Source organism: Streptomyces sp. LS-MS-L19 (genome assembly GCF_058382285.1).
Map to the genome: position 1 here is coordinate 9814247 of NZ_JBYCLL010000001.1, position 25330 is coordinate 9839576.

Genomic DNA, 25330 nt, shown 5'->3' on the forward strand with positions numbered 1-25330 from the left:
GGGGTGTCGGGCCGGGCCCCGCCCCTCACTTGGAGGCCCCCTCGACCGGGCCCCACTCGAAGGCCCCTTCGCAACGAGGCGAGGAAGCGGATGCGACAGACAGTGCGGGAGTTCTACGACCGCTGCGAACGAGCCGACTTCACGGCTGTGGTCGACGACCACGGACAGCACAGGGCTCGCGAACTCCTGAGGCAGGCAGCCGAGTTGGCGGACACGATGACAGCGGACGGCACACCGGGCGGCACCGTGCTGCTCCAGGCCGACAACTCCTGGCGCACCGTGGCCGCGACCCTGGCCGTGGGACTGACCGGCGGCGTGCTGGCCCTGGTCAACCGGCACACGACCGCCGCCGAGTTCGCCGCCGCCATGGAGGACATCCGACCGGACGTCCTGATCGCCGAACCCTCCGCGATCGAGGAATGGGACGGCGCCGCGGCTCTGCCGGACGCGCTGACGGGCGATGCCCTGGACGGCTGGACCCTCCGCGTCGGCCGCGGTCCGCGCGATGTCTCCCGCTGGAACGGCGGCACCCTCATCGGACTTACCTCCGGCTCCACCGGGCGGCCCAAGGGGGTCGTGCAGTCCGAGAGCGCCCTGCGCTACGCCTGCTCGTGCACGATCGACGTCAACGGCCTGCGCCAGGGGGACGCGGTGGCCGCCGTCGTCCCGCTCTCCTCGACCGCCGCCTACTGCTTCGGCGTCTGCCTCTCCCTCATGCTGGGCGGACCGCTCGTCCTGTCCGGCCGCTGGGACCGCGAGGAGGCGCTCTCGCGGATGGCCGCGCACGACGTCCGGTGGACCATGTGCGTGCCGACCATGGCCCTCCAGATGGGCTCCGCGGCGGCCGGGTCGAGGGTCCTCGACGGGGTCCGCTCGATCACCGTCGGCGGCGGCCCCATGGACCGCGGTGCCCTCGCCCGCGCCGAACGCTCCCTGGGGACGAGGATCCTGCGCGTCTTCGGCATGTCCGAGTGCCTCGGACACACCTCGCCCCGGCCGGAAGACACCGAGGAGATCCGGCTCGGCCGCGACGGGCGCCCCTTCCCGGGCACCGACCTGCGGGCCGTGGCCGCCGACGGAACCGTACTGGAGCCCGGAGTGACCGGCCGTGCCCAGGTCCGCGGTCCCTCCCTCTTCCTCGGCTACGCCCGCGACGGCAAGGTCGAGCCGCCGGCGCTCACCCCGGACGGCTTCTTCCCCACCGGTGACCTGCTGGTGACCGGCGAGGACGGCACGGTCACCGTCATGGGCCGGGAGAAGGACGTCATCATCCGCGGCGGCCGCAACCTCGACATCACCGAGATCGAGCGCGCCGTCGCCGCCCATCCGGCGGTGGCCCGCGCCTGCGTGACCCCCGTCCCGGATCCGCTCCTCGGCGAACGGGCCGCCGTGCTCGTCGTGGTCGAGGACGGCTCCGGCGACCTCGGCCTCGAGGAGATCACCGCGCACCTCGCCCGCACCGGCCTGTCCAAGGCCAAGTGGCCCGAGTTCGCCTTCACCGTCGGTGAGCTGCCCCAGACGACCGTGGGCAAGCTCGACCGCTCCAGAGCCCGCAGGCTCGCCCACGACCTGCACGCGCGGCTCGCCGCACACCCCGAACAGCACCGGCAAGGAGATGCATGACCACCCCCACGACCCGCACCCCCCGTTTCGACCGCGGCCGTTGGGCGCAGCCCGGACCCGAGACCGTACGGCCCGGCGTCCACCGCATCCCGCTCCCGCTCCCGGACGACGGACTGCGGGCCGTCAACGTCTACGCGCTGGAGGGACTCACGGAAGGCCTGGTGCTGATCGACGGAGGCTGGTCGATTCCCGAGTCCCGCAAGGCACTCGAGGACGCCCTCGCCGAACTCGGCCACGACCTGGGCGAGATCAGCCACATCCTCGTCACCCACATCCACCGCGACCACTACACCCAGGCCGTCGAACTGCGCAGGCTGCTGGGCTCCCGGGTCTACCTGGGCGCGGGCGAACGGCGCGGCCTGGAGCTCCTCGGCGAGCTGCGCACGGACGAACCGGTGGGCTCGCTGGAGACCCTGCGCCGGGCCGGCGCCCACGAACTCGCCGAGCGGGTCGGCGCGATGTACGACGGCGACTTCGACGCCGGCGTCTGGCAGGCGCCGGACCGCTGGCTCCAGGCCGAGGAACTCCGCTTCGGGGACGCGCGGTTGACGGTGATCCCGACCCCGGGCCACACCCAGGGACACGTCGTCTACCTCGATCAGGCCCGGGGACTGCTGTTCTCCGGGGACCACGTCCTGCCGCACATCACGCCGTCCATCGGCTTCGAACTCGGCGGCCCCACCCTGCCGTTGGGCGACTACCTCGACTCACTGCAACTGATGACCACCCTCGCCGACGCCCGGCTGCTGCCCGCGCACGGCCCGGTCGGCGACAGCATGCACGCCCGGGTCGGCGAGCTGCTCACCCACCACGACGACCGCCTCGCCGACACGTTGGCCGCCCTCTTCGACCGTACGCGCACCGCGTACGAGGTGGCGGCCGAGCTGGGCTGGACCCGCCGCAAGGTGCCCTTCACGGACCTCGGCCCCTTCGACCAGATGCTCGCCGTCAACGAGACGGCGGCCCATCTGGACGTCCTGGTGGCCCGCGGACGGGCGCGGTGTGTGCGGGCTGAGGACGTCAACCGGTATACGGCCAAGGCTGCTTGAGAGGACCGTGCAGCACCGGCCCGCTCCGGCCGGTGCACGGTCCTCTCACCCTTCAACGCGCCGTCCAGCCCCCGTCGACATACAGCTCGGACCCGGTCATGAAGCTCGCGTCGTCGGAGGCCAGGAAGGCCACGGCGGCCGCCACCTCCTCGGGAGTACCGAGCCGGCCCAGCGGGGTCCCCTCGACCATCGCGTCCAACCGCGGTGTCCCGCGCCACAGTTCACGCGACCGGGGCGTCTCGATGAACCCGGGGTGCAGGGAGTTCACCCGGACCCCGTGCTTCGCCCAGTGCAGGGCGGCGTTCTTGGTCATCAGGCGTACGGCGCCCTTGGCCGCGTGGTAGGAGAACTGGGCACCGAAGCCGCCGACCGTGCCGAAGATCGAGGCGACGTTGACGATCGAGCCGCCACCGGAGCGCTCGATGGAGGGGCCGCCGTACTTCATGCCGAGCCAGACACCGGTCTGGGTCACCCCGAGGACCCGCTCCCAGGAGTCCATGGTCTCTGTCTCGACCGTCTTCATCGTGGCGATGCCGGCGTTGTTGACCAGCACCGACAGCTCGCCCAGCGCGGCGGTCGCCGTGGCGACGACCTCGCGCCAGGCGGACTCGTCCGACACGTCCAGGGCCAGCCCCAGAGCACCGCCCCCGACCTCCTCGGCGAGCTTCTCGCAGCGATCAGCGTCGAGGTCGGTCACCACAACCGCTGCGCCCTCGGCCGCGAGCCGCCGCACGACGGCGTCGCCGATACCTCCCGTCGCGCCCGTCACCAGCGCCGTTTTCCCGGCCAGCCTCGCATGCATGGGATCCCCTGGCTTCTCGAAGGTGCTGGTTCTCAGTCCCGTACGCCGAGCCAGGCAAGTGCCCCGCCGTCGATCACGTACGACGATCCGGTGATGAACGCGGCGTCGTCGGAGGCCAGGAAGCACGCCAGCTTGGCGACCTCCTCGGGGCGTCCGAGCCGCTCGACCAACTGCGGTGCGGTCAACTCGTGTTCCATGGCCGCAGGGTCCCCGGCGGCCTCGACGTAGGCCCGGGCCAGCGGTGTCTCGATGACACCGGGGCAGAAGCAGTTGCAGCGCACCGGGGCGAGATCCACGGCCGTGACCTTGGTCAGGTGGATGACGCCGGCCTTGGTGACGCCGTACGCGGGGGCGTTGGGGAAGCCGGTCAGACCGGAGACGGAGGCCGTGTTGACGATGGCGGGCCCGCGCCGCGAGCGACGCAGATGAGGTGCGGCGAACTTGGTCGTCAGCCACACCGCCTTGAGGTTGACCTCGTAGACCGCGTCCCAGACCTCCTCGGCGAGGGTGTCCACACCACGGTCCGGGTCGGCCGTGAACGCGGTCTCGATCACCCCGGCGTTGTTGACCAGCACGTCGAGTCCCTCGAAGCGCCGGACGGTACGGGAGACCATGTCGGCGATGCTGTCCCGCACGCGCAGATCGCAGACGATCACCTCGGCCCGCGCCCCGGCGTCCCGCACCAGCTCCGCGGTCCTGCCGGCCGTCTCCTCGTCGCGGTCGGCGACGCCCACCGCGGACGCGCCCTGCCGGGCCATCTCCACGGCGATCGCTCGTCCGATGCCCTGTCCGGCGCCGGTGACCAGCGCGGTCCTGCCGTCCAAGGAAGCCACTTGGCCACCCCTCCCGAGCTGTGTGCCCGCCCCGACCTAAACTCATGAACTGAACTAGCTTCAGCTTGTCTGAGTTTACGGTGGGCTGATCGGGGGCGACAAGCCTCTGGCTGACTGAAGCTGGTTCCGGCCGCTGGAGGCGACTCCCGCACGACGGCTGGGGTGGCGTCGGATCCACGCCAGCGAGCGCGTCCGCGACCACCGCCGGGCCCGTGGCCGCGTCGAGCCGTGACCCGCCGTCGACGTACGCAGACGGTCCTTCTCGCCGCTTCACACCAGCGAGCTGTGCGCGCCCGGCGGTGCGGACCGGTCGCGCGGCGGATCCGTGTTGCGGATCAGGAGGTCGGGCACCAGGCTGCGCAGTTCGGGTGTGGGCTCCAGGGAGATCTCCTGCAGGAGGATGCGACGGCACTGCTCGTACTGCCGTGCCGCCTCCCACCGGTTACCCGCGGCGACGTGTGCCCTTATCAACGTGGCGTGCGCGCTCTCGCGCAGCGGTTCGGCATGGACGGCGGCGAGTCCGGCCTCGATCGATTCGCCGTAGCGGCCAGCGTGCGAGAGGCGTTCGCACAGCGCCTCCAGGGCGTGCAGCCGCAGATGGTGGTGGCGTTCGCGATCCGCGATCAGCCAGTCGTCGTACCAGTCGGGAAGCAGATCGACCGACAACTCGGCGCAGGTCTGCGCAGAGAGTAGGTCGTCGCACGGCGTACCCCGGTCGAGCAGCCGGTGGGCCCGCTCCTGCACCGCGACGAGGTCGACGCTCACCTCGGGAGCCAGCAGCAGTTGTGGTGACGACCCGTTGAGGGTGCACCGGCACGACTTCTGCACCCGCCACAGCGCCGAGCGCAGATTGGCCGCGGCCTTCTCCGGCGAGGTGTCGGGCCACAGGGACTCCGCGACGTGAGTACGGGTCAGAGGGCGCCGCTGAACTGCCAGGAAGGCGACCAGACGTTGGGCGCTGCTGATCATGGACACCCAGTTGCCGTCGACGGTGACGGTGAACCCTCGCAGCAGCTGAACGCTCACACCGCCGACCAGTTGTGTGTGCATCGTGCCTCCCCCCGGAGCTGCCGTGCATGTCCGTAATATTCCGCAATATAGAGAGGCGACCGTGTACCGGCCATCAAGCACGCGTCACCGCTCTGTCACCGGGAAGCCGGGGGAGCCGCGGGCGTGGGGGGAGCAGGGGGGTCGGGGCCGGCGGGCCCCGGCGGCTGGAGGCGGCCGAGCCAGGCGCGCACCGCCGCGCACGCCTCGTCGGCGTCGGCCGCCGTGGCCAGCGGAGTCTCGCCCTGGCCGCTGACCTCGATGACCCTGACGCGTACGCCGCGCGGATGCGCGCCCTCCCGCCAGGCGCGCAGGATAAGGACGTGGATGCGCCCGCTCGGGGATGGGTTCACGGCGGCTGCCTCCAGTCGTAGGTCACGAGGGGTGCGGTCCCCGGGGTGAAGGTGCCCCGGCCCGAGGGGACTTCTGCGCGGGATCAGGGCAGTCGTCGCGGACGAGACCGGGGAAGAGTCTGTTGCGGAAGAGGTCGATGAGCAGCCTGTTCCGGGCGATAAGGCCCACGTATCGGTGGCAGCGGGTCACCGCGAGATACTCCGCTTCGCTGTCGAAGACCGTCCGCAGCCACTGCTCCTGGGGCAGGGCGTCGTCGAGGACCTCCTGGTGCAGGAAGGCTTGGAAGAGGTCGTGCAGCCTGACGATCCCGATCACCTTCGGGCTGCCTTCTGTCTCCAGCTTGCGCACCTCGTGGAGAAGGATCTGCTCCGGTGCATCCGGCCTGCGCGCGGTGCCGGTGAAGGCGAGCTGCTCGTGCGCGGGCAGCAGGTCCGCCGGGCCCTGCGCACTGCCCGCGGCGGCGCTCGGCGGCAGCGCAAGATCCCATCGGGCCGAGATCACCGCGGCGCGGTCGAGCGCCGCGCGCAGCGAACGGTCCGACAGGGCAAGAGCCTTGAGCATGCGATCCGGCTCGGCCCAGCCCTGGTAGACGCGGGGCCGGCCCGCGTCCGTGGCGACGAAGGCGATCGCGCGTGGGCTGCCCAGGCGCCGGGCGCCCGCGCAGACGACCGCCAGCCGCGTCTCCCACCATGCGGTGCCGTCCTGCAGGTCGATGACGGCGACCTCGCTCCGGGCGAACTCGTTGATGGCCTCCAGGACTTGAGGCCCTGCGCTGTCCTGGATATCCAGGCCCTCCGAGGCGCCCATGTTGCGGGGCACGTCGCTCGGCGGTGTCTGCGCGGTGGCCGCTTCGGCGACCGCGCCGAAGGTGAGGTTGAACCCGAACCCGCCGAAGGAGCCGCCCCCGGCCGCGACCGCCTCGAGCAGCATCAGCAGGACGGGCACGGACGAGATGACGACGATGGCGATCAGGACGCCGGGCTCCAGGTCCTCACCGGGCCAGTCGGCGAACTCCCTGAGCAGGAAGAACCCCGTGACCAGTACCACGATCGCCATGGCGCTGGTCAGCAGGGACCAGCCCGGTCCGAAGGGCCAGAATCGCCAAGTTCCCTGTGTGCGCTGCTCCATGGCGACACCTCCAGGGGGTGCGGAGAACGGAGAACGTAGCCGGTGACCGTCAGCCAGGCGTCAACGGGGTGTGAATGTACCCGCGGCCCCCTCATGGCAGAGGAGCACCGAGGACCAGCAGGAGCTCCAGCGCCTCGTTATCGCCGAGACCGTCCAGAAGCAGCGCTTCGTGCAGCTCGGCGGCGAGCTCAAGATCGTGGAGATCCCAAGGGCCCGGGACCTGGGCACGCAGGGCGTCAGCGCGGTCACCGACCGCGGGACTGCCGGTCGACCGCCAGGCTGCGAGCAGTGCGACGGCCAGCTTCCGCACCGGTGCACCGACCGGCGGCGCACCCGTTCCGATGGCGACGGGGAAGGTCAGGTACTCGGTCTTCTGGAGATCGAGCAGGACCATCTTGGCGGAGCCGTACCGCGTCTGCGTCGGTACGGGAGTTTCGCTGATCGTCACGGTGGGGTCTTCCGCGGCAAGGAACCCCCGCACCATCGCCGGCTCCCCGATGGGGTCCACCACGTGCACCGATTCCTGGAACAGGAGCGGGACTTGAACGTTCGCGTAGAGCGATGCGTGCGGGTGGCCGCGGTGCAGGCTCCTGATCGTGTCGGCCTGTGCCCCGATGAGTGCTTGGATTTCGGGCATACGGCGCTCCACCGCCTCCTGGATCTGCCGACCCTCCCTGCGCCCCTGCAGATAGCTGCCCAGCAGGGAGAACGCGCCCATCGCCAGGCCGGGACCATACGCGCGTCCCCAGCCGCCGAGTCGGCTGCCGGCTCGTGCCAATACGCCACCACCACCGGTCCTGGTGCGCGGCGTTGCCGTCGGGGCGGTGCGGGCGGTGCTCTTCCCCCCGGGCGCGCCGGGCTCCGGCTCGGCGACCGAGAGCGCACCGGACCGGCCGGGACCGCCGGAAACCGGGCCGCCGCCCGAAGGGTCCGGATCGGGGAAGAAGGTCGGCAGGTGGGTGCGGAGGATTTCAGGGAGCGGCGCCCCGCTCACGGTGCGCGCCCCCGCGCGGATGACCGAAAGGCCTCCGTCGTGTTCGAGATAGATGTCGACCTTGTTCAGGCCGGAGGCGATGGCCGCGATCAATCCCCGGTACTCGGCGGACGTCTGGGCTCCCGACCAGGCCAGGTGCCCGGGAGAAGCGCGATCGTACAGCGGGCCGCCACGGTAGAAGTCGACCCCGGCGGTGTTGAGGTAGATCGCCTTGATGTTCTCTTTGCCACCGCCTTGCAGCGCGCCCTGGAGAACCGTGCCCGACGCCAGGCCCGAGGGTGCGAGGTCGTCGAACGTACCGGCAAAACCTTCGACTTGGCCGAGGAGCACGGGTCGCAGGCCCGTCGCACGCCTGCCCTCGTCCCACAGAAGTTCGACCACCGGGAGCTCGCGCCCGGCGATGCTCCGTTCGTAGCGGCCGAGGATGAGTACGGAGGGCTCGGCGGGCGCGGTGTCCTGCTGGAACGCCGGGCCGACGGGGGTCGATGCCCGTACCTCGTAACCGTGGGCGAACGAACGCGCCGCCCTGGCGGCTTCGGCCTCGGCCTCGCCCGATCCGGACGATCCTCGCCCGTCCGACTGCTGCACCACGTGCGCGAGTTCATGCGCGAGGCAGGCTTCTCCGGCGGGGCTGTCCGGCATGTATGCGCCGGCGCCGAAGGCGATGTGGTCGCCGAGCGTCACTCCGCGGGCGCCGAGCGCGCGTGTCGCCGACGCGGCCTGCGGCCCGGTATGGACGCGTACGGCGGTGAAATCCCAGTCGAACGCGGCTTCCATGCGATGGCGGGCGCCGTCGGGCAGTTGCTGCCCGGGTCCCCACGCGGAGACCGTCTGCGCGACCGCCGACGGGGGTGCGGCGGATCGGCGCACCTGATGGCGGGGCACGTGAGACGACATGACGCCTCCCTTCCGGGTCACAGCCCCGTTGTCAGCGGCATCGTGAATGAGTTCCGCAGCCCCGCCACCGCCCCGCCCCGCGAAACCACCGCCAGCGGCGCCAGGTGGTAGTCCACTCCGTGCGGTGAACTGCCGTCGGGATACGGCCAGATGACGGTGCCGAGCGTACGGCGGGCCGCGAACGTCCAGTAGTCGCCCGAGCGGTAGTCGCGGGCGGGCTCGGAGTCGTCCGGGGGACGGAAGCGGATCTCGATGCCCTGTTCCAGGGGGATCCACGAGCCCTCCCTGACCGGCAGTGCTCCGCCCGACCGGTCGTCGCGCGGCGTGTGGTCCCAGCGGCGCAGGTACGGGTGGCGGTCGGGGGAAGGGGGCGGGTCGGGGGCGGTGGCCAGGGTGAGTGTCAGGGATTCGGGGTCGATGTCGTCGATCCGGTGGAGCGGTGGCGCCGCTGCGGGCAGGCCCAGTTCGCGGCGGAGCGAGACCGCGTCGTAGACCACTTCCACCCAGTGGCCGGGCTCCAGCACGGTGTGCCGGTCGCGGGCAGGCGCCGAGAGCCAGACCTTCGTACCGTCGATACGGCGTACGGGATGGATCACCGAGCCGTTGTCGCGCGACCACACGAACGTGGCTCCGTCGGAGGCCGGGCCGCCGTTGCGGATCTCCACGCGGTAGAGCTGGTTCTCGCCGGTGTACGAGGCTTCGGGGGAGGCGGTGCAGGGATCGTCGGCCGACCCGGCATCGCGCTGCGTACGGACCTCGAGGACGCCCGTACCCCGGGCGGGGGCTTGCAGGGCCAGGCGGTCGAGGGCGTTCTCGCGGCCCTTGAGCGGCACCGCCCGCACCTGCCAGACGACTTGGGCGCGGCTCGACGTGTCGGGCTGGTGCAGGCCGAGCGCGGGCTCGTGCAGAGAGGGGTCCTCGATCTCCGTGACATGGCGTTCCCACACCTTCAGGTAGACGGTGTAGGCGCCCGGGGGGAGTTTGTCGGCGCCTTCGAGGTCGAGGAAGGCGTGCGGTTGCTCGGCGTAGGTCACCCCGGCCGGGTTGGACACGAGGATGCCGTCGACGTAGTAGTGGCCGGGGCCGATGGAGAAGCCGCCGGGGCCGACGTCGGCGATGGCGAAGCCCAGGTTCTCGGCGGGGCCCGCGTGCGGCCCCACCAGGTCGGCCGTCAACGAGCGCAGGCAGTGCAGCAGGATCGCCGCCCGCTCGTTGTGGTTGGCGTCGAGGCCCACCCGTCCTTGCAGGTCGAACACGGTGGAGTAGGCGCGGTCGGGCGAGAACGTGATGTTCGAGAAGTCACCGTGCACGGCGTCCCCCTAGGTGGCGGTGATGACGGCCGGCTCGATGCCGAGAGGTACGAACTCGGCGAGCCGGTCGATGAGGTTGTGCAGCCGCTGGGGCTGGTAGAGGTCGTGGAAGGCGCCCATCTCCGCGCCGTCCTCGGCTCCGGCGGAGATCAACGAGGTGCAGGAGTGGTGGAGTTGGCCATAGGCGGGGTGGCCGTAGCGCGTGCTGGTGAACACAGGGCGCGGGGTGGTGGACCCCGGCGCGGGCACGCAGCGGTGGCGCGGTGGTCCCGCGGGGCTCGGCGGTGCGTAGGAGTACCGCAGGCAGCCGCTGTCGCGGCGCCAGGTGTGCAGACAGCCGGTGACGATGCTGTCCTCGCCGAGCGCTAGGAACTGGACGCGTACGTCGCCGAACACCGTGCAGCGGCGCATGGTCAGCGCGGCATGGGCGAAGCGGTCCTCGGGGGCGGTGAGCGCGGGCAGGTCATGGGACGTGGCGTCGACGATCGAGTCGAGGAACTCGATGTCCAAGGGCTCGCCCTTCGGCTCGTCCTGGTCCACCACGATCGTGCCGATCACCGAATGCTCCACCCGCAACCGTGCCGTTGTGCGCCGCAGTTCTACGGACGGTTCGGCGCCCCAGCGTGGCCGGCAGTCGCGGTCCAGTTCCCAGCCGGGCACCAAGGTGCAGTGCCGGATGGTCAGTTGGCCGATCTGCCCGACCACGTCCACGCTGCGTCCTGTGACCACCAGGCCGTCGAGCGTCAGATGCGGGCGATGGGCGGCCGTGGGCGGGCAGTCGGCGACCGAGCCGGCCGGCGGCGCCTTGGCGGTGGCCCGTACGATCAGTGCGTCGAAGCGGTTGGTCTTCTGGTTGAGCAGGCGGATGACCGGTCGGGCGCCCGGTGCGGCACGGATCTCCAGACGGTCGTCCTCGTCGAGGTCGATGCGCAGGGACTCCGTGTAGTCGGCCGAGTCCTGGATCTCGATCACGGCTTCGTGCAGGGAGGGATCGCTCTTCTTGTCCGTACGCCATTGCCGCAGTGCGGCCGTGATCGAGCCCGCGCCGTCCGGGCCGCCTACCGCGTAGCGCCGCCGTTTGCCGAGGGCGGGGAGCGCGCGGCGATAGGCGCCGCCGCCGATGGCGGCGGCGAAGCCGTAGTGCCATGTGACCCACACCCCGTGCTCTGGCGGCTCGTCGGCCGCGAAGGCGATCCGGCCGAGCTCGGGGTCGACCGCCACTTGCCCGGGCCCTGGCCGGTAGCGCCAGTCGGTGAGATCGGCGACGACGATCTGCCCGGCCGGTACGGCGGTGTCGAGCCCGTCGCGCCAGATCTGCAGGCTCCTGCCGGGGCCGTAGTACTCGGTGACCGCGTCGGCGAACTCCGCACGGCTCAGCGGATGCGGGACTTCACCCGGCCCCGGCGCGTGCGCCGTGCTCGCCCCTGGCGTGAACAACTGCGTATCGGTACCAAGCACGTTGACCAGATACCGGCTGTAGCGCTGATCGATGCAGAAGGCCGGTGCCCGGTGAAGGGCGAAGGCCCGCAGCCGCCACACGAACAGCGTCAGGCTCGCCACGCCGTGCAGACCCCGGGTGAACACGCTGTCGGGCCGTCGTACGTCGACGAGGTGCGGTGCCTCGTCGAAGGGGCCGCCCAGGCGCGAGCAGGCCAGGGCGTCGCGCAGGCCGAGGGTCGCGGGACGGTCGAGGCGCGGATGCCGTACGTGCTGGGCCCGGATCAGCTGCCGGTAGTGCTCCACGGCCCGCGCGGGCCAGCCGGCACTGTCCTCGGCGACCGCTTCGAGCGCCGCCGCGGTGCCCTTGCGGCGGCGGTTCGCCACCGCGTCCGCGACCGCCCGGCGCGGGGACAGCGCGCGCAGCGCCCCGGGTGAACTGCCGGGCGGCGGAGGAGACGCGCCGACCAGTGCGCCGATGTAGGGCACCACCCAGTCCTCGCAGGTCTCCACGAACCGGTTGGCGTAGGCGCGGTCGAGATCATCCTCGATGACCCGGACCTGTTCTTCGATGATCCGCAGCAACGCCCGCAGAGCGAAGCCCCGTTGCTCGTCGCGGATGCGGTGGACTTCGGGCAGTAGCTGGTATAGACGGTCGGGGAAGGGGGCGTTCGCGTCGTGGGAAGAGCTGGTCACGGGGACACCACCTCCATGGCCAGGACGACGAACTCCGCGAGACCGGGCGCGAGGGCGATCAGGTCCGCGGCCGTCACCACCTCCTGGCCCGGCGCCCCTTCGAGGCGTGCGGGCCGCGCGTACACCTGCTGGGAGACACCACTGACCTTGTTCGCGTCGGCCGCGGTGGTCCCGCGTGTCGCGCCGAAGCGGCGTAAGTCCACGAAGACCACGCCCGGCACCGCCTGGAGCGCCGCGACGGCCTCCGCCGCGTACACGCTGCGGCCCAACTCCCGTGCCCCGAAGCCGAAGACTCGCCCGAGGCGGTCCCGCAGGCGCGGCTCCACCAGAGCGGGCGAGTGGTCGCCGGCGATGCCGATCCGGGCGTCGACGACGAGGTTCCACCGGGTGCGCGGCTCGACGGCGGCTGTCACCCCCGGCTCGCCGTAGCGGCGAAAGGCGGTGAGCAGGGAGGTGATGAGGCCTGAGTCCGGCGGCAGGGCGGCGTCCTCGACACCGGCCACGGTGACGTGCACGATCTCCCGGCCGCCGACGGTGAGCCGGGCGGCGGCCGCCTTGCCGACGCCGGCCCGGGAGAGCGTGAAGTCGGCGTAGTCGCGCAGGGCGACCAGGCGTTCCATGGCCAGCGTCGGCAGCGGGGCCCGCACGCGCAGCGCCTCGTCCGAGTCGGCGTCCGTGCCGCCACTGGTGGGCAGCGGGTTGGTGACGGCGCTGATGCCGAGCGGCTTCGTGCGCAGCTGACTCACCTGGCCCGCCCGCAGGTTGCCGCCGCGGCCGAGACCGACCCGGTAGCGAGCCGCGATGTTCGCGCTGCCCGTGGGTGGCCGTGCGCCGTGACTGCCGTCTCCGAAGGTGACGGTGGTGACGCCGGTGGCGTCCGTGCGCAGTGCGTAGGCGCGCTCGGCGGGTCCGGCGCGCGCGATCTCGTCCGTCTCCTGCCACGCCGACTCGTCGACCCTGATGACCAGTTCGGCCTCGCCGCCGTCCGCGTCGGGCGCCGTCACGTAGGTGAGCGGATGGGCGGAGAGCGGGATGCTCAGGTGCGGCAGGGAGGCGTCGCCGCTCCAGCAGGCGGGTTCCTCCTTGGTCTCGCCGTGCGTGGCGCGCACGACATTGCCCCACACGGTGACCGTCTCGCGGCGGTACGTGCGGCGCAGTGGGGCGGCCAGGTCGAGCAAGGTGTACGGGGTGACGCCCGGGCGGTTCGGGTCGGTGACCGTGCGCGTGGCCGCCACATGGGCGAGCTCGCCTGTGACCTCTGCGGCCTCTGTGACCTCTGTGGCTTCCGTGGCGTCGGCAGGGACGCCGGTCACGAGGACGGTGCGGTGCGGGGGCAGCCCGGTGATCACCCTGTCCAAGTCGATCGTGCGGTGCGTGACGGGATCGATGACGGGTTCGTCGGCGAGCTGCAGGGCCTCCGCCTGGACATGGACCGTGTAGCCACGGTGACCGCCCAACTCGGTGACGGCGACCGGGAACCATGCGTCGTCGAGGGCGAGGAGCGTCGACCGCGCGGAGATTCCGTACAGCGGCAGACCGCTGCCGCGCGCCCAGTCGACGCGGCGTACGACGTCCGGGCCGTCCGGAGGGTCGACCACGATCCAGCTCCCGGGCAGAATCCGCGGATGCTCCCCGTCGAGCGGCAGCACCCGGCGTTTCTGGCCTGGGTCCGGACCCAGGTCGTACAGATCCGGATCCAGCGTCCACTCCCGGAACTTCGGCTGCGGAGGGCCTTCCGGTATGCCCTCGGGCAGGCGCTCCTTCGGCGCGGCCGCACCGAAGGGTGCTGCCCTGACCCGCAGCACTTCCAGTCGTACGAAGGGGGCCAGATCCGTCCGGCCGACGGACTCGGCGCACTGCTGCGCGTACTTGACGGAGATTTCCGCCAGGCCGACGGCGGTCGTGCCGCCCATGAGGTCTGTGTGCACGCTCTCCACACGCCGCGCCGTGGGCGGATCCTGGTCGTCGAAGTGGAACAGCAGCCGGTCGTTGGGCATGAGCCCCGTGCTCACGCCGTCGACGTGGATCACTCGCAGTCCCCGCGCGCAGTCGCGCGTCATCGCCGTCGGGCGGTGGGTGCGCGGCCGCAGCGCCCCCCAGGAAGGACGGGTCGACAGGTCCTGCGAGGTCTCGAAGACCGCGGGCGCCTGACCCGGGTCGGGCACGCCCTGCACCTGGGCGCCTGCGGGGACCGTGACCTCCACGTCCGCCGGATCGGGGTCCAGGGTGTAGGCGAGCCAGCAGTCCGCCGCCAGGCCGGGCCGTGGCCGGTAGCCGACGAGGCGGCCGAGCTCCGTCAGCGAACGGCGCTCGGTGGCCGTACCCAGGTAGCCCTCGTCGGCGATGCGCTCCTGGTAGAAGGTCAGGACGTCGCCGACGCAGGCCCACGCGTCGAGCAGGGCGAGTGCCGGATCGGGGGCGTCGCGGGTGGTGAGAGAGGCGAGTTCGGGGTGGGCGGAACCGGCGAGGGCCCGCGTCATCGCCGTGAGGAACGCGGCGTGCGTGCCGACCCGCGTGCGCAGCGCCGACGCGCCGGGTGGATTGCCCGTCGGTAGGGGAGTCGCGGCCGATGTGGCGCAGCAGCCCGCGCAGGTTGCGCCGGCCTCATGTCCCGGAGCGCACATGGGCGTTCACCGTCCCCCCGACAGATCGATCCACAACACTCCGGCGCCGGGCCCCGAGGGATCGGCACCGCCCGTGGGGATCTCCAACGGTCCGAAGGCGAGCACACTGTGGTCCGGGACCTGCCCGACCCGCGAGGCGCGGGCCGACTCCTCGGCCCCGCCCACCCCGCCCTCCACGCCTTCCGCCCGCCCGAGCCCCAGCACCATCGCCGCCACCACTCCGGGCACCGCCATCGCCTCCGCCACAAGACGCCCCGTGTACACATCGCTGCCGAAGCTGAGCCGATCAGGGTGGAACAGCCCCCCGGGCCCGTTGCCGAGCCGGGCCCGCACCGCCCGTTCCACTGCTGCGCGCCGTGCGTCGGGTGCAAGGCACAAGCGCATCCGCACGTCCACCGGGACCATCCGCGGTGCGTCCACGCGCAGATCGTGGCCGATGCGGCGGACGCCTTCGAGGTGGTCGCGCACCGAGTCGAGGAGTGTGTCGGGCACCTGGGTGCTGCCGAGCGGGTCCACTGCCACATCGGCCTCGTACCAACTGCCGTTCCACGCAAGCTCGGTGGCGGCCTGCTGCACGCCGGACACCTGCCCTGCCAAGGTGCTGTAGTCCTCGGCGGTGACCGCACGGACCAGCCGGTGGCGGAACTCTGTGGGCCCGAACTGCCGTGCCTCGGCGAGCGGTTCGGGTGCGGTCGCGCCCACGGCCGGCAGCGGATTGCGCGCGCGGATCACGCGGATGTCGGTCGGCGCGGAGACGACCAGGTGCACCACGGTGTCCGCGCCAGCATTGCCCGCTAGCCCGTTGCCCACGCGAAGGCCCGCGAGGAACTCCTGTCCGGCGGTCGGCGCCCGTCCAAGCAGGCCGTCACCGAACCGCAGCCGCGCGGTGCCGTCCTCGTCCGTCTCGACCACGACATGCGGATCGTCCGAGCCGCTGTCGAGCAGATCGGCCCGCACCTCCCAGCGCTCGCCGGCCGAGGTCAGGGTCAGCTGGGGGAGTGCGGCGCGGGTGTCCTGGACGAGCGCGAGCGATGCGGGTCCGGCGCCCCGTGGATCATCCGGGTCGAGACCCGCCGCGAGCACCGGACCCCAGCCCGCGGCGACCTCGGCGGCCGTGTTCGCATCCAGCGGGGTGCCGGTGCGTGCACGGGCCGCCAGCCGGGCCAGCCGTGCAGTACGCCGCGCGAGCAAGGCGGCCGACCGGGAACGTAACAGGGCGAGCGCCGCCCGCCGTCCCGCGGCATCGCCGGCGGCTTCCCATCCCGCCTCGACGACGGACCGCTCGCCCCACAGGGTCCGGGCCAGGGCCAGATCCTCCGCGGTGGGCTCGCCGCCCGCCTCCACCCGCCGGTACAGATCGGCGACGGCCTCCGCGGCCCGCGCCGGGATCGACTCGAGGATCCGGGCCTGCGCGCCGGCTGTCAGGGCCGGGTCCGGGTGGGGTGCGCGCCGGGTGAGCGGCCGCGCGTCCAGACGCGGCAACCACCGTATGACCTCGGCATGTCGGGCCGCGGGATGGCCCGGACCCTCGCAGGGCGCCGCAGCCGCAGCCGCAGCCGCAGCCGGTACGGGAGCGGTGAGCCGGACCGGTGCGCCGAGGGTGCTGCCGTGGTCGACCAGGACGACATTGCCGCGCGCCACACTCACGTCCTCGAACAGACAGCACTGCTCTCCGCCGACCGCGGCCAGGCAGAGCGGGAACGTCAACGCGTCCTGTCCGCCCCACGTCACGCGCAGCAGCGGCTGCCCCCTCACCGGATCCGCGCACGGCTCCACGGCGGTGAGCCGTACCGCCTGCCGGTGGCGCGGGTCGGCGTCGCCTGGCACGCCGGTGGCCGGTCCGCGTACCTCCTCCAGGATCAGGACGTCACCCGGACCGAGACCCAGCCGGCGCTCCTCGTCCGTGCCCGGGTCGACCAGCGTCGCCGCGGTGGCGCCTGCCGGCAGACAGCACTCCTCGCCGTCCCAGGTCCACAGGCGGATCCGGTTGTGCGCCGGATCCAGTGCCAGGTCGGTGTCGGTCATGGGTTCGTAGCGGGCGAAATTGCCTGTGGAATCGGTGAGTTCGGCCTGCGAAACGAGCGGTCCCGCGGCCTCGCCGGCAGGCAGGGCGGTCGCGAACCAGTACGTCCCGGCGCGCAGCACCGCAGGCTCCTCGACCTCCACCTGCACCCAAGTACGGGCGTTGCAGCCGTCGTGCATCCGGTAGTCGACGAGCCGCAGATGACGGCGGACCGAGGTGCGCAGGCGTGCGGTGTGCAGATAGGCCTCGGTGGCGACGGCGTCCTGGCGCCAGGAGAGCTGATCGCCCACGTACGCGAGGAGTTCGACGAGGGTGATGCCGAGGTCGGGGATCTGCCGGTCGGTCCAGGAGGGAGAGATCAGGGCGAGCCGGTCGAGGATCAGGCGGCGGAAGCTCGCGTAGTCCTTGGCCAGGTAGTCGATGGCCACCGGCGGACCCGCCGCGGCCGGAGCGTTGTCTGCGGCCGGCACGTCGTCCGCGCCTGGCGCGCAGTCGGTCTCCGCGCTGCAGGCGGCGGTGAAGGTGAACTCGGCACTGCTGTGCCGAGGATCGAACCCGGGGAACGGCGCGCCGGGCCGGTCGGGGTCCACCAGTCTCAGGGTGTAGGGGGAGCGGTCACCGAGGCGATCGACGGTGATCAGCAACGTGGCCTGCCGGGTGGGCGGCGGCGTGCCCTCCACCCGTACGTCGAGAGCGCAAACCGCACGCCCCGGCCCCTCGATCCGTATGTGCGCGGCGGTCAGGGTGCGAGCGGACCCGGTGGGGGCGGCCGCGAGCAGCAGGACGCGCAGGGTTCGCGCCGGCCCGTCGACGTCCACGGTGACGATCGCGTCGAGGCCCGCGTCACGGGCCCGGCTCGCGCGCTCACCGGGCAGACAGCGGTACTTGTCGGATGCGCCCCTCATGGTCCCGTGCTCCGATCGACGACGGCCGTGCCCGGCTCGCCCGTCGCGAGGAGCACATAGCCGACGGTGATCCGCAGCATCGCGTCCTCGGTGGCCACCTCCACCCGTTCGACGAGCAGGACGTCGGCCAGCCACTGCTGCAGCGCGGACCGCAGGGAGTACTCGACCGCGCCGGCCAGTTCCTGGCTCGCCGGTGCGAACACCAGCTGCAGTACGCCGGTGCCGAACTCGGGCCGGTTCACGCGCTCGCCCGGCACGGTGAACAGCAACTGCTCGATCAGATCCCGTACATGATCTTCGTCCGTGGTGGTCGCCGACCGGCCCTGTGCGTCGGCGTGGAAGGGGAAGTCCAGATGGCTTCCGGGCAGTGCGCTCATACGGCTGTCACCTGCTGTTGCACGGTGGAGACGACCGGCGGCCCCTGCGGCACCTGAGCGGCCGAAAGACACGAGCCGCTGCCCGGACCCGCCGGCTGCACGACCAGCGGGCGGCCCTGCACGAGCACCCGTGCGGCCGCCGCCGGAGCACAGTCGACCTGCACGCAGGGGCTCGCTGGTTGCGCGGACGTCAGGGCGCAGGACGGGGTGACCGCGTACACGTCGGCCGTGGTCAATACGGGCGCCCCACCCGCAAGGACCTGCTGCTGGCCGGGCGCGAGGGTGATCTGCCCCTGGTGTGCACAGGTCAGGACGGCCGCGGTGGTGAGGGCGAATCCCGGCATGGTGGCCTCCTCAGGCGGTCTTCACGACGAGCGCACCGTTGTTGATGTCGACCAGGCCGATGAGGTTGATCTTCGCCGCGTTGATGGTGACGCCCGCGCTGTCCACGGTGATCGACGCCGACGGGCACTGGAGGAGCACCCCGCCGCCCTTCATGGGCGCGAGGGGTGTATCGCTGACGGCGACCTTGCTCCTGCCCGTGCTCTCCACGAGGAAGGACGCGGCACCGGGGGCGAGCGAGCCGGCAGTCGCCGGGGCTTCGGCGCCACTGCCCCAGAAGAAGCCGGTCCAGATCGGGTAGTCGGGGTTGCCGCCCTCGAACTCCACCCACACACCCGCCCGTTGGGGCGGAGCGACGAACACCCCCGACTGCATCCCGGCCAGCGGAACACACGGCATCGCCCAGGTGCTGGGGAACAGTCCGAGGACGTCCGGCACGCTGACGAGCAGCCGGCCCATGCCGTGCGGATCGGCGTTGTCCACCACCGAGCCGCGGTACTTGCCGTAGAAGCGGCGCGCGCCCGGCGGCTCGCCGTCGCCGCGCTCCGCCGGGCCGAGCAGTCCGGGCGACTCCACGTAACCGATGTCCTTCATGTTCTTCATGGGTCTGGTCTCCTCGTGCCGGTCTGCGGGGCGGACGGATCACAGCGCTCGAAGGCGTTGGCGGACGGATCCCAGCGGCCCGAAGGCGTTGCGGGTCAGCGTGAACTGCTGGGTGTAGGCGCCGCGGCTGATCGAGTGCGTGACGCTCTTGACGTAGTACGTGCCGTCGTACGCCTCGCCCGCACCGTGCACCGGCACCGGCCGCCGCGGTCGCAGGGGACGGCCGTAGCGCAGGACGTCGAGGCTGCCCTGCCCGGAGATCACGTCGAAGCCGTCCGCAGCACGGGCCAGGGACACACCCGCGGCCTGGGGCGGGGTCAACTTGGCCATGCCGCGGATCGGCTCGACCTTGAGCGGGAGCGGTGTGCGCCGGCCCATGGGCGGCGAGAGCGCGGTGATCTCGGGAACAGGCACAGGGATGGGGAACTTGGTCTGCGGATTCTGGATCAGGACGACGTACCGGGTCGCGGAGAAGCCGTCGAAGGAGAAGGACAGGCTCTCGACGTTGCTCGCGGCATCGCAGTTCACCAGCAGGGGTTGTTGCGGCAGCCCGAGCTTGTCCGGCGGTGCCCAGTGGGCGATGTTGACGCCGGGCCGTGGGCCCGGTTCCACGAAGAAGTGGTAGCCGGCCTGGGCCGCGAGCTGCCGTACGTAGGCGAGATCGGTGCCCTGCTGGCTGGGCACCTGCTCCAGCGGGTTGGGCACCACCATGAAGACGCTCGGCACGATCGCCGGTACGAGGCCGTACATCGTGTACTTGGCGCAGATCACCCCGACCCGCGCCTCCGGCGCGAGCCCCGGGTACTTGATGCCGCTCATGTCGACCACGTCCATCATCCGCGAGACGTCCTCGCCGGTGAGCGTGAGGGTGGACTGACCCGGCTCACCGGACGGGGCGACCTCGTGGCGGGTGATGACCCCGTCCATCAGGACGGTCGTCCGCCCGCGCACAGTGAGCACGATCTGCGCCCTAGTGGGCGGGTCCAGGGCGCCGCGCGGCAGCCACTCGGTGAGCAGCACGCCGCGTTTGGCGGCGGTGAACCGCAGCTGAAAGCCGCCGGAGCGGCCCAGCCCTTCGGTGACCTGGACCGACTGCAGTGCCTCGGCCACCTCACGCGGCACCGGCTCGGCCCGCACGGTGCCTAGGCGGAGGGCCAGGAGGAGTTCAGAAGCCATGGATGCTCCCGGCGGCCTCGGCGGACAGGGCGATCAGCAGCCGGCGCCCGGCCGCCGAGGTCAACTCGGCCGGATCCAGAACGGGGTTGGCGTCCGCGATCCGCCAGAACAGCTCCGGATCCCCGTACACGGCTGCCGCGATCCGGTCGAGGCGGTCGCCGTCCGCCACCGTGTGGAATCCCATGGGGGTGAGGTCGGCCGGGTCGGGCAGCAACCGGCGCCGTACGTACGCGATGGGGTCGCCGCCACCCGGTGGCTCGTGACGCGCGGTGTCCAGTCCGTGATAGCGGCTCGCGGCGGTGAACATCAGCTGCCTCCCAGGGACGTGCCGAGGAACGCGGCGCTGGCACGCTCCGGTCGGTACAGGGCGGCGAGCTGTTCACGGCGCCGCTGATGGGCGAGGAACAGGGCGCCGCCGCGGTGCGTGAAGCCGAGGTCGTCGACGGTGAGGACACGTAGAGAGAGCGAGACCTTGGCCCGGATCGGCCGCAGCCGGGAGTCGAAGGCCTCCTCCGTGACGGCGAAGTCGGTGATCCGCACCGGCATCACCCGCTCCCGGCTCCAGACGAAGACGGTCAGCGGCGATTCGGCGGGCGCGATCTCGAAGGCCCCGGACCGGGCCGCGGCGTCCTGGTCGAGCAGGGCCCGTACAGAAGGGTTGACCAGCAGATCGAGGGCCGCGAGCACGGGCAGCAGCCCGTGCAGGGCCACGACGTCCGCGTCCGGGCCGAACGGGTTCTCCAGTTGGTCGGTGGCGTTGAGCTCCACGTCCACCTTCAAGGTTTCCTGTGCGGGGCCTTTCAGCCGCAGGGCCTCACTGACGTCCCCGCCCTGCGCGCCGACCCCCTGGGGCTGGAGGGTGCGGTTCACGGTGTCCGGGTTGTACTGCAGGGTGATCACCCGGCGCACCACCCCCGTGTCGGGGTCGAGCAGCACGATCGCTCCGTGGGGGACGGCCGGAGTGTTGGGCGGGTAAGAGGAAGGCATCACAGACCACCATCGCTCACGCCGGGCGATTCCCGCCTGGTGCGGGCGGGCAGGGCCGCCGCGCGGCCGACCGCGTCCGAGGCGGCCAGGGCGACGGCATCGAGTCCGGGACCCTCGCAGGACGCGGAGAGCCGGTCCACGCTCGTGGGTGCCCACTGGTGCGCCGAGGGCCGTTCCCGCAACTGGTGCGCAGGCGACCGCTGTTGCATCTGGTGCACCTCGGGTTGGTCCCTCCGCGCGTTCTCCGGCCGGTGCCTCCACGCTTCCTCCGGACCGTCCCTCCACGCGTCTTCCAGTCGGTCCCTCAACGCGTCCTTCAGCAGCTCGGCCAGCTCGGCCGGAGTGCGTCCCTCCGCCACCGCCGCGTCAAGGACCACCCGCTCGATCCGCACCACGATCCGCCTCAGCGCCATGGCATCTCCCCGGCGAGCACGGGCAGCGGCAGGTCCAGCTTGCGGAACTCCGCACGGGCGGCCGACAGGACCATCGCCGTGTCCACCGGCCGCCCGGAAGCCGCCGCCGAGAACGCGGCACCGAGCGCGATCGCCTGGATCGCCGCGCCGGTCGCGGGGAGTTCGACGAACCGGTCGAGATCCAGATCGGCGGCGAGCGGGACCGCGTCGGGGAAGGCCGCCCCCCAGAGCCTGCGCCGCTCCTCTTCACCGGGCACGGGGAACTCCACCGTGAACCGCAGCCGCCGCAGGAACGCGGGGTCCAGGGCCGCGCGCAGGTTGGTGGCGAGCACCGCGACACCCCCGTACGCCTCCATGCGCTGCAGCAGGTAGCTCACCTCGATGTTGGCGTACCGGTCGTGGCTGTCCCGCACTTCGCTGCGCCGCCCGAACAGCGCGTCGGCCTCGTCGAACAGCAGCAGGGACCCGCCGCGCTCGGCCGCGTCGAACACCCGGCGGAGGTTCTTCTCGGTCTCGCCGATGTACTTGTTCACCACGGCGGACAGGTCTACGCGGTAGAGATCCAGGCCGAGTTCGTAGGCGAGCACCTCGGAGGCGAAGGTCTTGCCGGTGCCGCTCCCCCCGGAGAAGAGCGCGGTGACGCCCTGCCCTCGATGCGTGCGCCCGGCGAATCCCCACTCCGCGAACACCGTCGCGCCGTGGCGCACATGGTCGGCCATCCGCCGCAGCACCTCCATCTGCGTCTCGGGCAGGACCAGGTCCGCCCATCGCGCGCGTGGCACGATGCGCTGCGCCAGCGACTCGAGACGGGGCCGGGTGGTGTCCCGGCACGAAGTCCACAGTCCGTCGCGTACGGATGGGTCGGGGCTGCGGGGTGCGGACCGGTGCGCGAGGGCGAGGCGGTGCAGCGCGGGCAGGGAGAGCCGGAAGTGCGCCGCGAGTTCGGCCGGTACCCCGTCGGGTGCGAGACCGGTGGCCTCGGCCCACAGGGCGCGCTGTTCGTCGGGCGGCGGCACGGGCACATCGACGACGGCGGTGGAGCGCCCGTTCAGTGGCCAGACTTCGCGCGCGGCGAGCACGACGGGGCCGCCGGTACGGGACAGGAGTCGGCGCACAGCGGCGGTCAGCACCGGATCGTTCGGGTCGGCGTCGAAACCGTCGAGCAGCAGCGCCACCGGGAGCAACAGGCTCTCCCGGTGCCACAGCAGCGCCAGCAGGTCCGGGTCCGGGCCTCCGCGGGTCAGCAGCCCTACGGGCAGCCGGAAGACGTCGCGCCGCAACCGGGCGAAGGCCCGCACGGCCACCAGCGCCGCGCTGTCGCCGTCGCTCCCGGTCAGGTGGACGACGGGGAACCGGCCGTCGGGCGTGTCCGCGAGCACGGCTGCCACCAGTGCCTCTTCGGCGCGCCGCAGCGAGGTGGGGGAGTGGAGGCCGACGGCGGGATCTGGTACGGGTTCCAGGACCGCAGTGAGGCGTTCGTCGAGGTGGTTGAGGCCGCGCAGCACGTGCGCGATCCGGTCGTCCGGACGCAGGGGCGCCGTGAGCAGGAGGCGGTCCGGGGCGGGGTCCGTCTCGACCAGGTGCCGGCGGCGCAGTGGCCGCAGCGGGGAGAGCACATCCCAGCGGGCGTCGTCGAACAGGCGCAGCGCCAGCGCGAAGGTGGGAGCGGTCGCCTGTGGATCGCCTTGCGCGGCGGCTATCACCGCGGCGATCCCCGGGTCGATGGCCGGAGCCGCGACCAACAGGAGCACATCGCGCTCGAAGGGGGTCAGCGCGAACCGCCGCGCGAGTTGCACCAGCGCCGGAGGGGCGGTGCCGGCGGGGGCGGCGGCGTCCCGGCGCGCGTCGGCGAGCCGGTCCAGGGCGGCGGACGGTGTCGCACACGCGGGCGACAGTTCGGGCGTACGGTTGCACCGCCTGCGGCGCTTGGCCTCGTCGGGGCGCGAGGGCGTGGGTGTGTCGGCAGTGACTGTCTGTAGACGGGCCCGCAGCCACGCCAACGAGGCTTTGAGGTAACGGTTGTTGGCTTCCTCCCAGGGGAGGTCGGCCTTCCTCGGGAGGTCGGTTTGCCACGGTGGGCTGTCGCTTCCAGGCAGACCGTCGTTCCCGGGCAGGCCGGATGCCGCGCTGCCGCTCATGAGATTGTCACCTCCACTGTCGGCCCGGTACGGAAAGTGCCCCGCGCCCGGTCGGCGATCTCGCTGTCCACGCCGTCCACCCGCAACCGCACCCGGGCCGTCCCGGGCGGCAGCACCCCGGTCACTGAGACCGACGTGGTGGGTGCGGCCACCGGACCGACCGCCAACTGCCGTGTCCCGACCAGGACCGCGGCCTGCTGTCCGGACAGGACCGCCTGCGCCGCCGTCACTGTCACCTTCGTACGCGCCGGTGTGCCGCCCGCCGCCACGGCCGACAACGCGGCGACCTGCGGTGCGATGCCCAGAGTCAGTTCGTTGGTGCGCGGCGAACTGCCGTCCGCGGGACCGAGATCCACTGCCCATGGACCGGCAGGCAGCCCGGCGGGCAGGTTGAGCGCTACCTCCTGCGTCCCGGCGGCGGGCGCAGGCAGTGCCACGTTCGCGCTGCGCGGTACCCGCAGATGCATGAGAGCGGCGGTCAGTGCAACGGCCGGGAGGTGTGCGGCGAGCAGGGTGACCTGCTCTCCGGGCAGAGCGGCGACCTGCCCGGCCGCGGCATAGCGGATCCCGGTCAGTGCGGGCGAGGCGGTGCCGGGCCGGGCGTGCGGGCCCCGGTCCTCCGGACCGCGGCGCAGCACGGGCAGCGGAGCGGAACCGGGCGAGGCACTGTCGATGAGGACGGCCGTCACCTGGTACGCGGACGACATCCGGAACGGTGTGCCGAACGCGGTCCACATCTTGGCGATGTCGTCCTGGCTCAGCGTTTCCTGACTGATCTTCACCTGCTCGGCCTGCAGATGCAGATCACTGCCCGGCAGAGTGGCCCCGGTGGCCGAGCGGATCTCGTTCCCGGACAGCACCGGGTTGTCGTGCAGGGCCAGCATCGCGGCGCCGAGCAGCTCGTGGGCCGTGCCCTCGTCCTCGCTGTAGGCGGCGAGCAGGTAGTGCAGCACCAGCGGCAGCATGGGTGGGGGCGACTCTCCGCGCTGCCAGCCGGGTGGGGCGGCGTTGCGGAAGGCCGGGTTGAGGTCCGCCCGGTACAGGAACAGATTGACGTGATCACCCGAGGAGGCGGCGGGCGCCTTGTCGGGCGGAGCCACGGTGACCTGCGGACCGCCGAGCCGGGCGAACAGCCGCGCGCGCAAGGTGGCGGTCACGGCCGCGACGGCGAGGGAGTTGCTCATCCCAGCTCCCCCTCGAAACGCCGGCGCAGATACGTCTCGAGGGCGGCGGCGTGCTCGGCGTGCACGGCGACGGCGGGAGGACGCGGCGCAGGGGCGGGCGGGGGCGGAGTGCGTACGTCGAGGCGGCCGATGGAGACCTCGACCACGAGCGGTTGCTCGTCCGGTGGCGGTGTGGAGACGACCGGCGCGACGGTGTTCGCATAGAGCGCCGGGCGTATAGGCGGCAGGGCCGCCGTGGGGCGCAGGAGCGCAAGCGAGCGTGGCTCGGGATCGACGTCCGGTGTCTCAGGGGATGCCTCAGGGACGGCAGTGCGCGGGGACTGGGAAGCCGCACTGCGGCGCTGCGGGGACGGCAGGGCGGCTCGTCCGGCTGCTTCGGCGCGTCCGG

At 72.1% G+C, this 25330-nt stretch carries 22 protein-coding genes; 2 read left to right on the forward strand and 20 right to left on the reverse strand.

The genetic code is table 11. From position 1 onward, the window contains the following. Positions 1–90 precede the first annotated feature (90 nt). Both AC2XR2_RS43880 and AC2XR2_RS43885 read left to right on the forward strand, forming a co-directional pair. A complete protein-coding gene (locus tag AC2XR2_RS43880; protein WP_491518304.1) occupies positions 91–1623 on the forward strand; it encodes a class I adenylate-forming enzyme family protein in 1533 nt (510 codons plus the stop codon). Further along, positions 1620–2672, forward strand: coding sequence for an MBL fold metallo-hydrolase (locus AC2XR2_RS43885; protein WP_491518305.1), 1053 nt, complete (start codon positions 1620–1622; stop codon positions 2670–2672). Before AC2XR2_RS43880 ends, AC2XR2_RS43885 begins: the two co-directional genes overlap by 4 nt. 52 nt (positions 2673–2724) lie before the next feature. Here the strand turns inward: AC2XR2_RS43885 and AC2XR2_RS43890 are convergent, their stop codons facing one another. From AC2XR2_RS43890 to AC2XR2_RS43985, 20 genes are all read right to left on the reverse strand, one after another. Continuing rightward, positions 2725–3474, reverse strand: a complete 750-nt coding sequence (locus AC2XR2_RS43890; RefSeq protein ID WP_491518306.1) for an SDR family NAD(P)-dependent oxidoreductase — start codon at positions 3472–3474, stop codon at positions 2725–2727. Positions 3475–3506: 32 nt separating this feature from the next. Further along, on the reverse strand, positions 3507–4307 hold the full coding sequence (locus AC2XR2_RS43895) for an SDR family NAD(P)-dependent oxidoreductase (RefSeq protein ID WP_491518307.1): 801 nt from the start codon (positions 4305–4307) through the stop codon (positions 3507–3509). Positions 4308–4577: 270 nt separating this feature from the next. Then, the gene (locus tag AC2XR2_RS43900) at positions 4578–5357 is read right to left on the reverse strand and encodes an AfsR/SARP family transcriptional regulator (protein WP_491518308.1); all 780 of its coding nucleotides are present in this window, start codon (positions 5355–5357) and stop codon (positions 4578–4580) included. A gap of 95 nt (positions 5358–5452) precedes the next feature. Continuing rightward, positions 5453–5707: a hypothetical protein gene (locus AC2XR2_RS43905; protein ID WP_491518309.1), complete on the reverse strand. Its 255-nt coding sequence runs from the start codon at positions 5705–5707 to the stop codon at positions 5453–5455. 22 nt (positions 5708–5729) lie between these two features. Next, entirely contained in the window at positions 5730–6836 is a 1107-nt protein-coding gene (locus tag AC2XR2_RS43910; protein WP_491518310.1) for a hypothetical protein, read from the reverse strand. 91 nt (positions 6837–6927) lie between these two features. Then, positions 6928–8727: an eCIS core domain-containing protein gene (locus AC2XR2_RS43915; RefSeq protein WP_491518311.1), complete on the reverse strand. Its 1800-nt coding sequence runs from the start codon at positions 8725–8727 to the stop codon at positions 6928–6930. A gap of 17 nt (positions 8728–8744) precedes the next feature. Beyond that, positions 8745–10037, reverse strand: coding sequence for a DUF6519 domain-containing protein (locus AC2XR2_RS43920; protein ID WP_491518312.1), 1293 nt, complete (start codon positions 10035–10037; stop codon positions 8745–8747). 9 nt (positions 10038–10046) lie between these two features. Then, complete coding sequence (locus tag AC2XR2_RS43925; protein WP_491518313.1) at positions 10047–12170, reverse strand: hypothetical protein; 2124 nt, start codon at positions 12168–12170, stop codon at positions 10047–10049. After that, complete coding sequence (locus tag AC2XR2_RS43930; protein WP_491518314.1) at positions 12167–14794, reverse strand: putative baseplate assembly protein; 2628 nt, start codon at positions 14792–14794, stop codon at positions 12167–12169. Before AC2XR2_RS43930 ends, AC2XR2_RS43925 begins: the two co-directional genes overlap by 4 nt. 6 nt (positions 14795–14800) lie before the next feature. Then, positions 14801–17722 carry a putative baseplate assembly protein gene (locus tag AC2XR2_RS43935; RefSeq protein ID WP_491518315.1) on the reverse strand — a complete coding sequence of 974 codons (2922 nt, stop codon included), beginning with the start codon at positions 17720–17722 and terminating at the stop codon, positions 14801–14803. Then, positions 17719–18099 (reverse strand): GPW/gp25 family protein, encoded by a 381-nt coding sequence (locus AC2XR2_RS43940; RefSeq protein ID WP_491518316.1) that lies wholly within the window; start codon positions 18097–18099, stop codon positions 17719–17721. Before AC2XR2_RS43940 ends, AC2XR2_RS43935 begins: the two co-directional genes overlap by 4 nt. Next, positions 18096–18443, reverse strand: a complete 348-nt coding sequence (locus AC2XR2_RS43945; protein WP_491518317.1) for a hypothetical protein — start codon at positions 18441–18443, stop codon at positions 18096–18098. Before AC2XR2_RS43945 ends, AC2XR2_RS43940 begins: the two co-directional genes overlap by 4 nt. Before the next feature lie 10 nt (positions 18444–18453). After that, complete coding sequence (locus tag AC2XR2_RS43950; RefSeq protein ID WP_491518318.1) at positions 18454–19044, reverse strand: phage baseplate assembly protein V; 591 nt, start codon at positions 19042–19044, stop codon at positions 18454–18456. 39 nt (positions 19045–19083) lie between these two features. Beyond that, complete coding sequence (locus AC2XR2_RS43955) at positions 19084–20220, reverse strand: hypothetical protein (RefSeq protein ID WP_491518319.1); 1137 nt, start codon at positions 20218–20220, stop codon at positions 19084–19086. Further along, on the reverse strand, positions 20210–20527 hold the full coding sequence (locus AC2XR2_RS43960) for a hypothetical protein (protein WP_491518320.1): 318 nt from the start codon (positions 20525–20527) through the stop codon (positions 20210–20212). The genes AC2XR2_RS43955 and AC2XR2_RS43960 overlap by 11 nt, the downstream gene beginning before the upstream one ends. Beyond that, the gene (locus AC2XR2_RS43965; RefSeq protein ID WP_491518321.1) at positions 20527–21207 is read right to left on the reverse strand and encodes a hypothetical protein; all 681 of its coding nucleotides are present in this window, start codon (positions 21205–21207) and stop codon (positions 20527–20529) included. The genes AC2XR2_RS43960 and AC2XR2_RS43965 overlap by 1 nt, the downstream gene beginning before the upstream one ends. Further along, positions 21207–21620 carry a hypothetical protein gene (locus tag AC2XR2_RS43970; RefSeq protein WP_491518322.1) on the reverse strand — a complete coding sequence of 138 codons (414 nt, stop codon included), beginning with the start codon at positions 21618–21620 and terminating at the stop codon, positions 21207–21209. The genes AC2XR2_RS43965 and AC2XR2_RS43970 overlap by 1 nt, the downstream gene beginning before the upstream one ends. After that, entirely contained in the window at positions 21611–23758 is a 2148-nt protein-coding gene (locus tag AC2XR2_RS43975; protein WP_491518323.1) for an ATP-binding protein, read from the reverse strand. Before AC2XR2_RS43975 ends, AC2XR2_RS43970 begins: the two co-directional genes overlap by 10 nt. After that, positions 23755–24942: a Pvc16 family protein gene (locus AC2XR2_RS43980; RefSeq protein ID WP_491518324.1), complete on the reverse strand. Its 1188-nt coding sequence runs from the start codon at positions 24940–24942 to the stop codon at positions 23755–23757. The genes AC2XR2_RS43975 and AC2XR2_RS43980 overlap by 4 nt, the downstream gene beginning before the upstream one ends. Then, on the reverse strand, positions 24939–25088 hold the full coding sequence (locus tag AC2XR2_RS43985; RefSeq protein WP_491518325.1) for a hypothetical protein: 150 nt from the start codon (positions 25086–25088) through the stop codon (positions 24939–24941). The genes AC2XR2_RS43980 and AC2XR2_RS43985 overlap by 4 nt, the downstream gene beginning before the upstream one ends. Between the last annotated feature and the right edge of the window lie 242 nt (positions 25089–25330).

Excerpts from the sequence above, each read along its gene's own strand:
- AC2XR2_RS43880 (WP_491518304.1), top strand. The coding sequence starts at position 91 with ATGCGACAGACAGTGCGGGAGTTCTACGACCGCTGCGAACGAGCCGAC.
- AC2XR2_RS43885 (WP_491518305.1), top strand. The coding sequence starts at position 1,620 with ATGACCACCCCCACGACCCGCACCCCCCGTTTCGACCGCGGCCGTTGG.
- AC2XR2_RS43890 (WP_491518306.1), bottom strand. The coding sequence starts at position 3,474 with ATGCATGCGAGGCTGGCCGGGAAAACGGCGCTGGTGACGGGCGCGACG.
- AC2XR2_RS43900 (WP_491518308.1), bottom strand. The coding sequence starts at position 5,357 with ATGCACACACAACTGGTCGGCGGTGTGAGCGTTCAGCTGCTGCGAGGG.
- AC2XR2_RS43910 (WP_491518310.1), bottom strand. The coding sequence starts at position 6,836 with ATGGAGCAGCGCACACAGGGAACTTGGCGATTCTGGCCCTTCGGACCG.
- AC2XR2_RS43915 (WP_491518311.1), bottom strand. The coding sequence starts at position 8,727 with ATGTCGTCTCACGTGCCCCGCCATCAGGTGCGCCGATCCGCCGCACCC.
- AC2XR2_RS43930 (WP_491518314.1), bottom strand. The coding sequence starts at position 14,794 with ATGTGCGCTCCGGGACATGAGGCCGGCGCAACCTGCGCGGGCTGCTGC.
- AC2XR2_RS43935 (WP_491518315.1), bottom strand. The coding sequence starts at position 17,722 with ATGAGGGGCGCATCCGACAAGTACCGCTGTCTGCCCGGTGAGCGCGCG.
- AC2XR2_RS43940 (WP_491518316.1), bottom strand. The coding sequence starts at position 18,099 with ATGAGCGCACTGCCCGGAAGCCATCTGGACTTCCCCTTCCACGCCGAC.
- AC2XR2_RS43945 (WP_491518317.1), bottom strand. The coding sequence starts at position 18,443 with ATGCCGGGATTCGCCCTCACCACCGCGGCCGTCCTGACCTGTGCACAC.
- AC2XR2_RS43950 (WP_491518318.1), bottom strand. The coding sequence starts at position 19,044 with ATGAAGAACATGAAGGACATCGGTTACGTGGAGTCGCCCGGACTGCTC.
- AC2XR2_RS43955 (WP_491518319.1), bottom strand. The coding sequence starts at position 20,220 with ATGGCTTCTGAACTCCTCCTGGCCCTCCGCCTAGGCACCGTGCGGGCC.
- AC2XR2_RS43960 (WP_491518320.1), bottom strand. The coding sequence starts at position 20,527 with ATGTTCACCGCCGCGAGCCGCTATCACGGACTGGACACCGCGCGTCAC.
- AC2XR2_RS43965 (WP_491518321.1), bottom strand. The coding sequence starts at position 21,207 with ATGCCTTCCTCTTACCCGCCCAACACTCCGGCCGTCCCCCACGGAGCG.
- AC2XR2_RS43970 (WP_491518322.1), bottom strand. The coding sequence starts at position 21,620 with ATGGCGCTGAGGCGGATCGTGGTGCGGATCGAGCGGGTGGTCCTTGAC.
- AC2XR2_RS43975 (WP_491518323.1), bottom strand. The coding sequence starts at position 23,758 with ATGAGCGGCAGCGCGGCATCCGGCCTGCCCGGGAACGACGGTCTGCCT.
- AC2XR2_RS43980 (WP_491518324.1), bottom strand. The coding sequence starts at position 24,942 with ATGAGCAACTCCCTCGCCGTCGCGGCCGTGACCGCCACCTTGCGCGCG.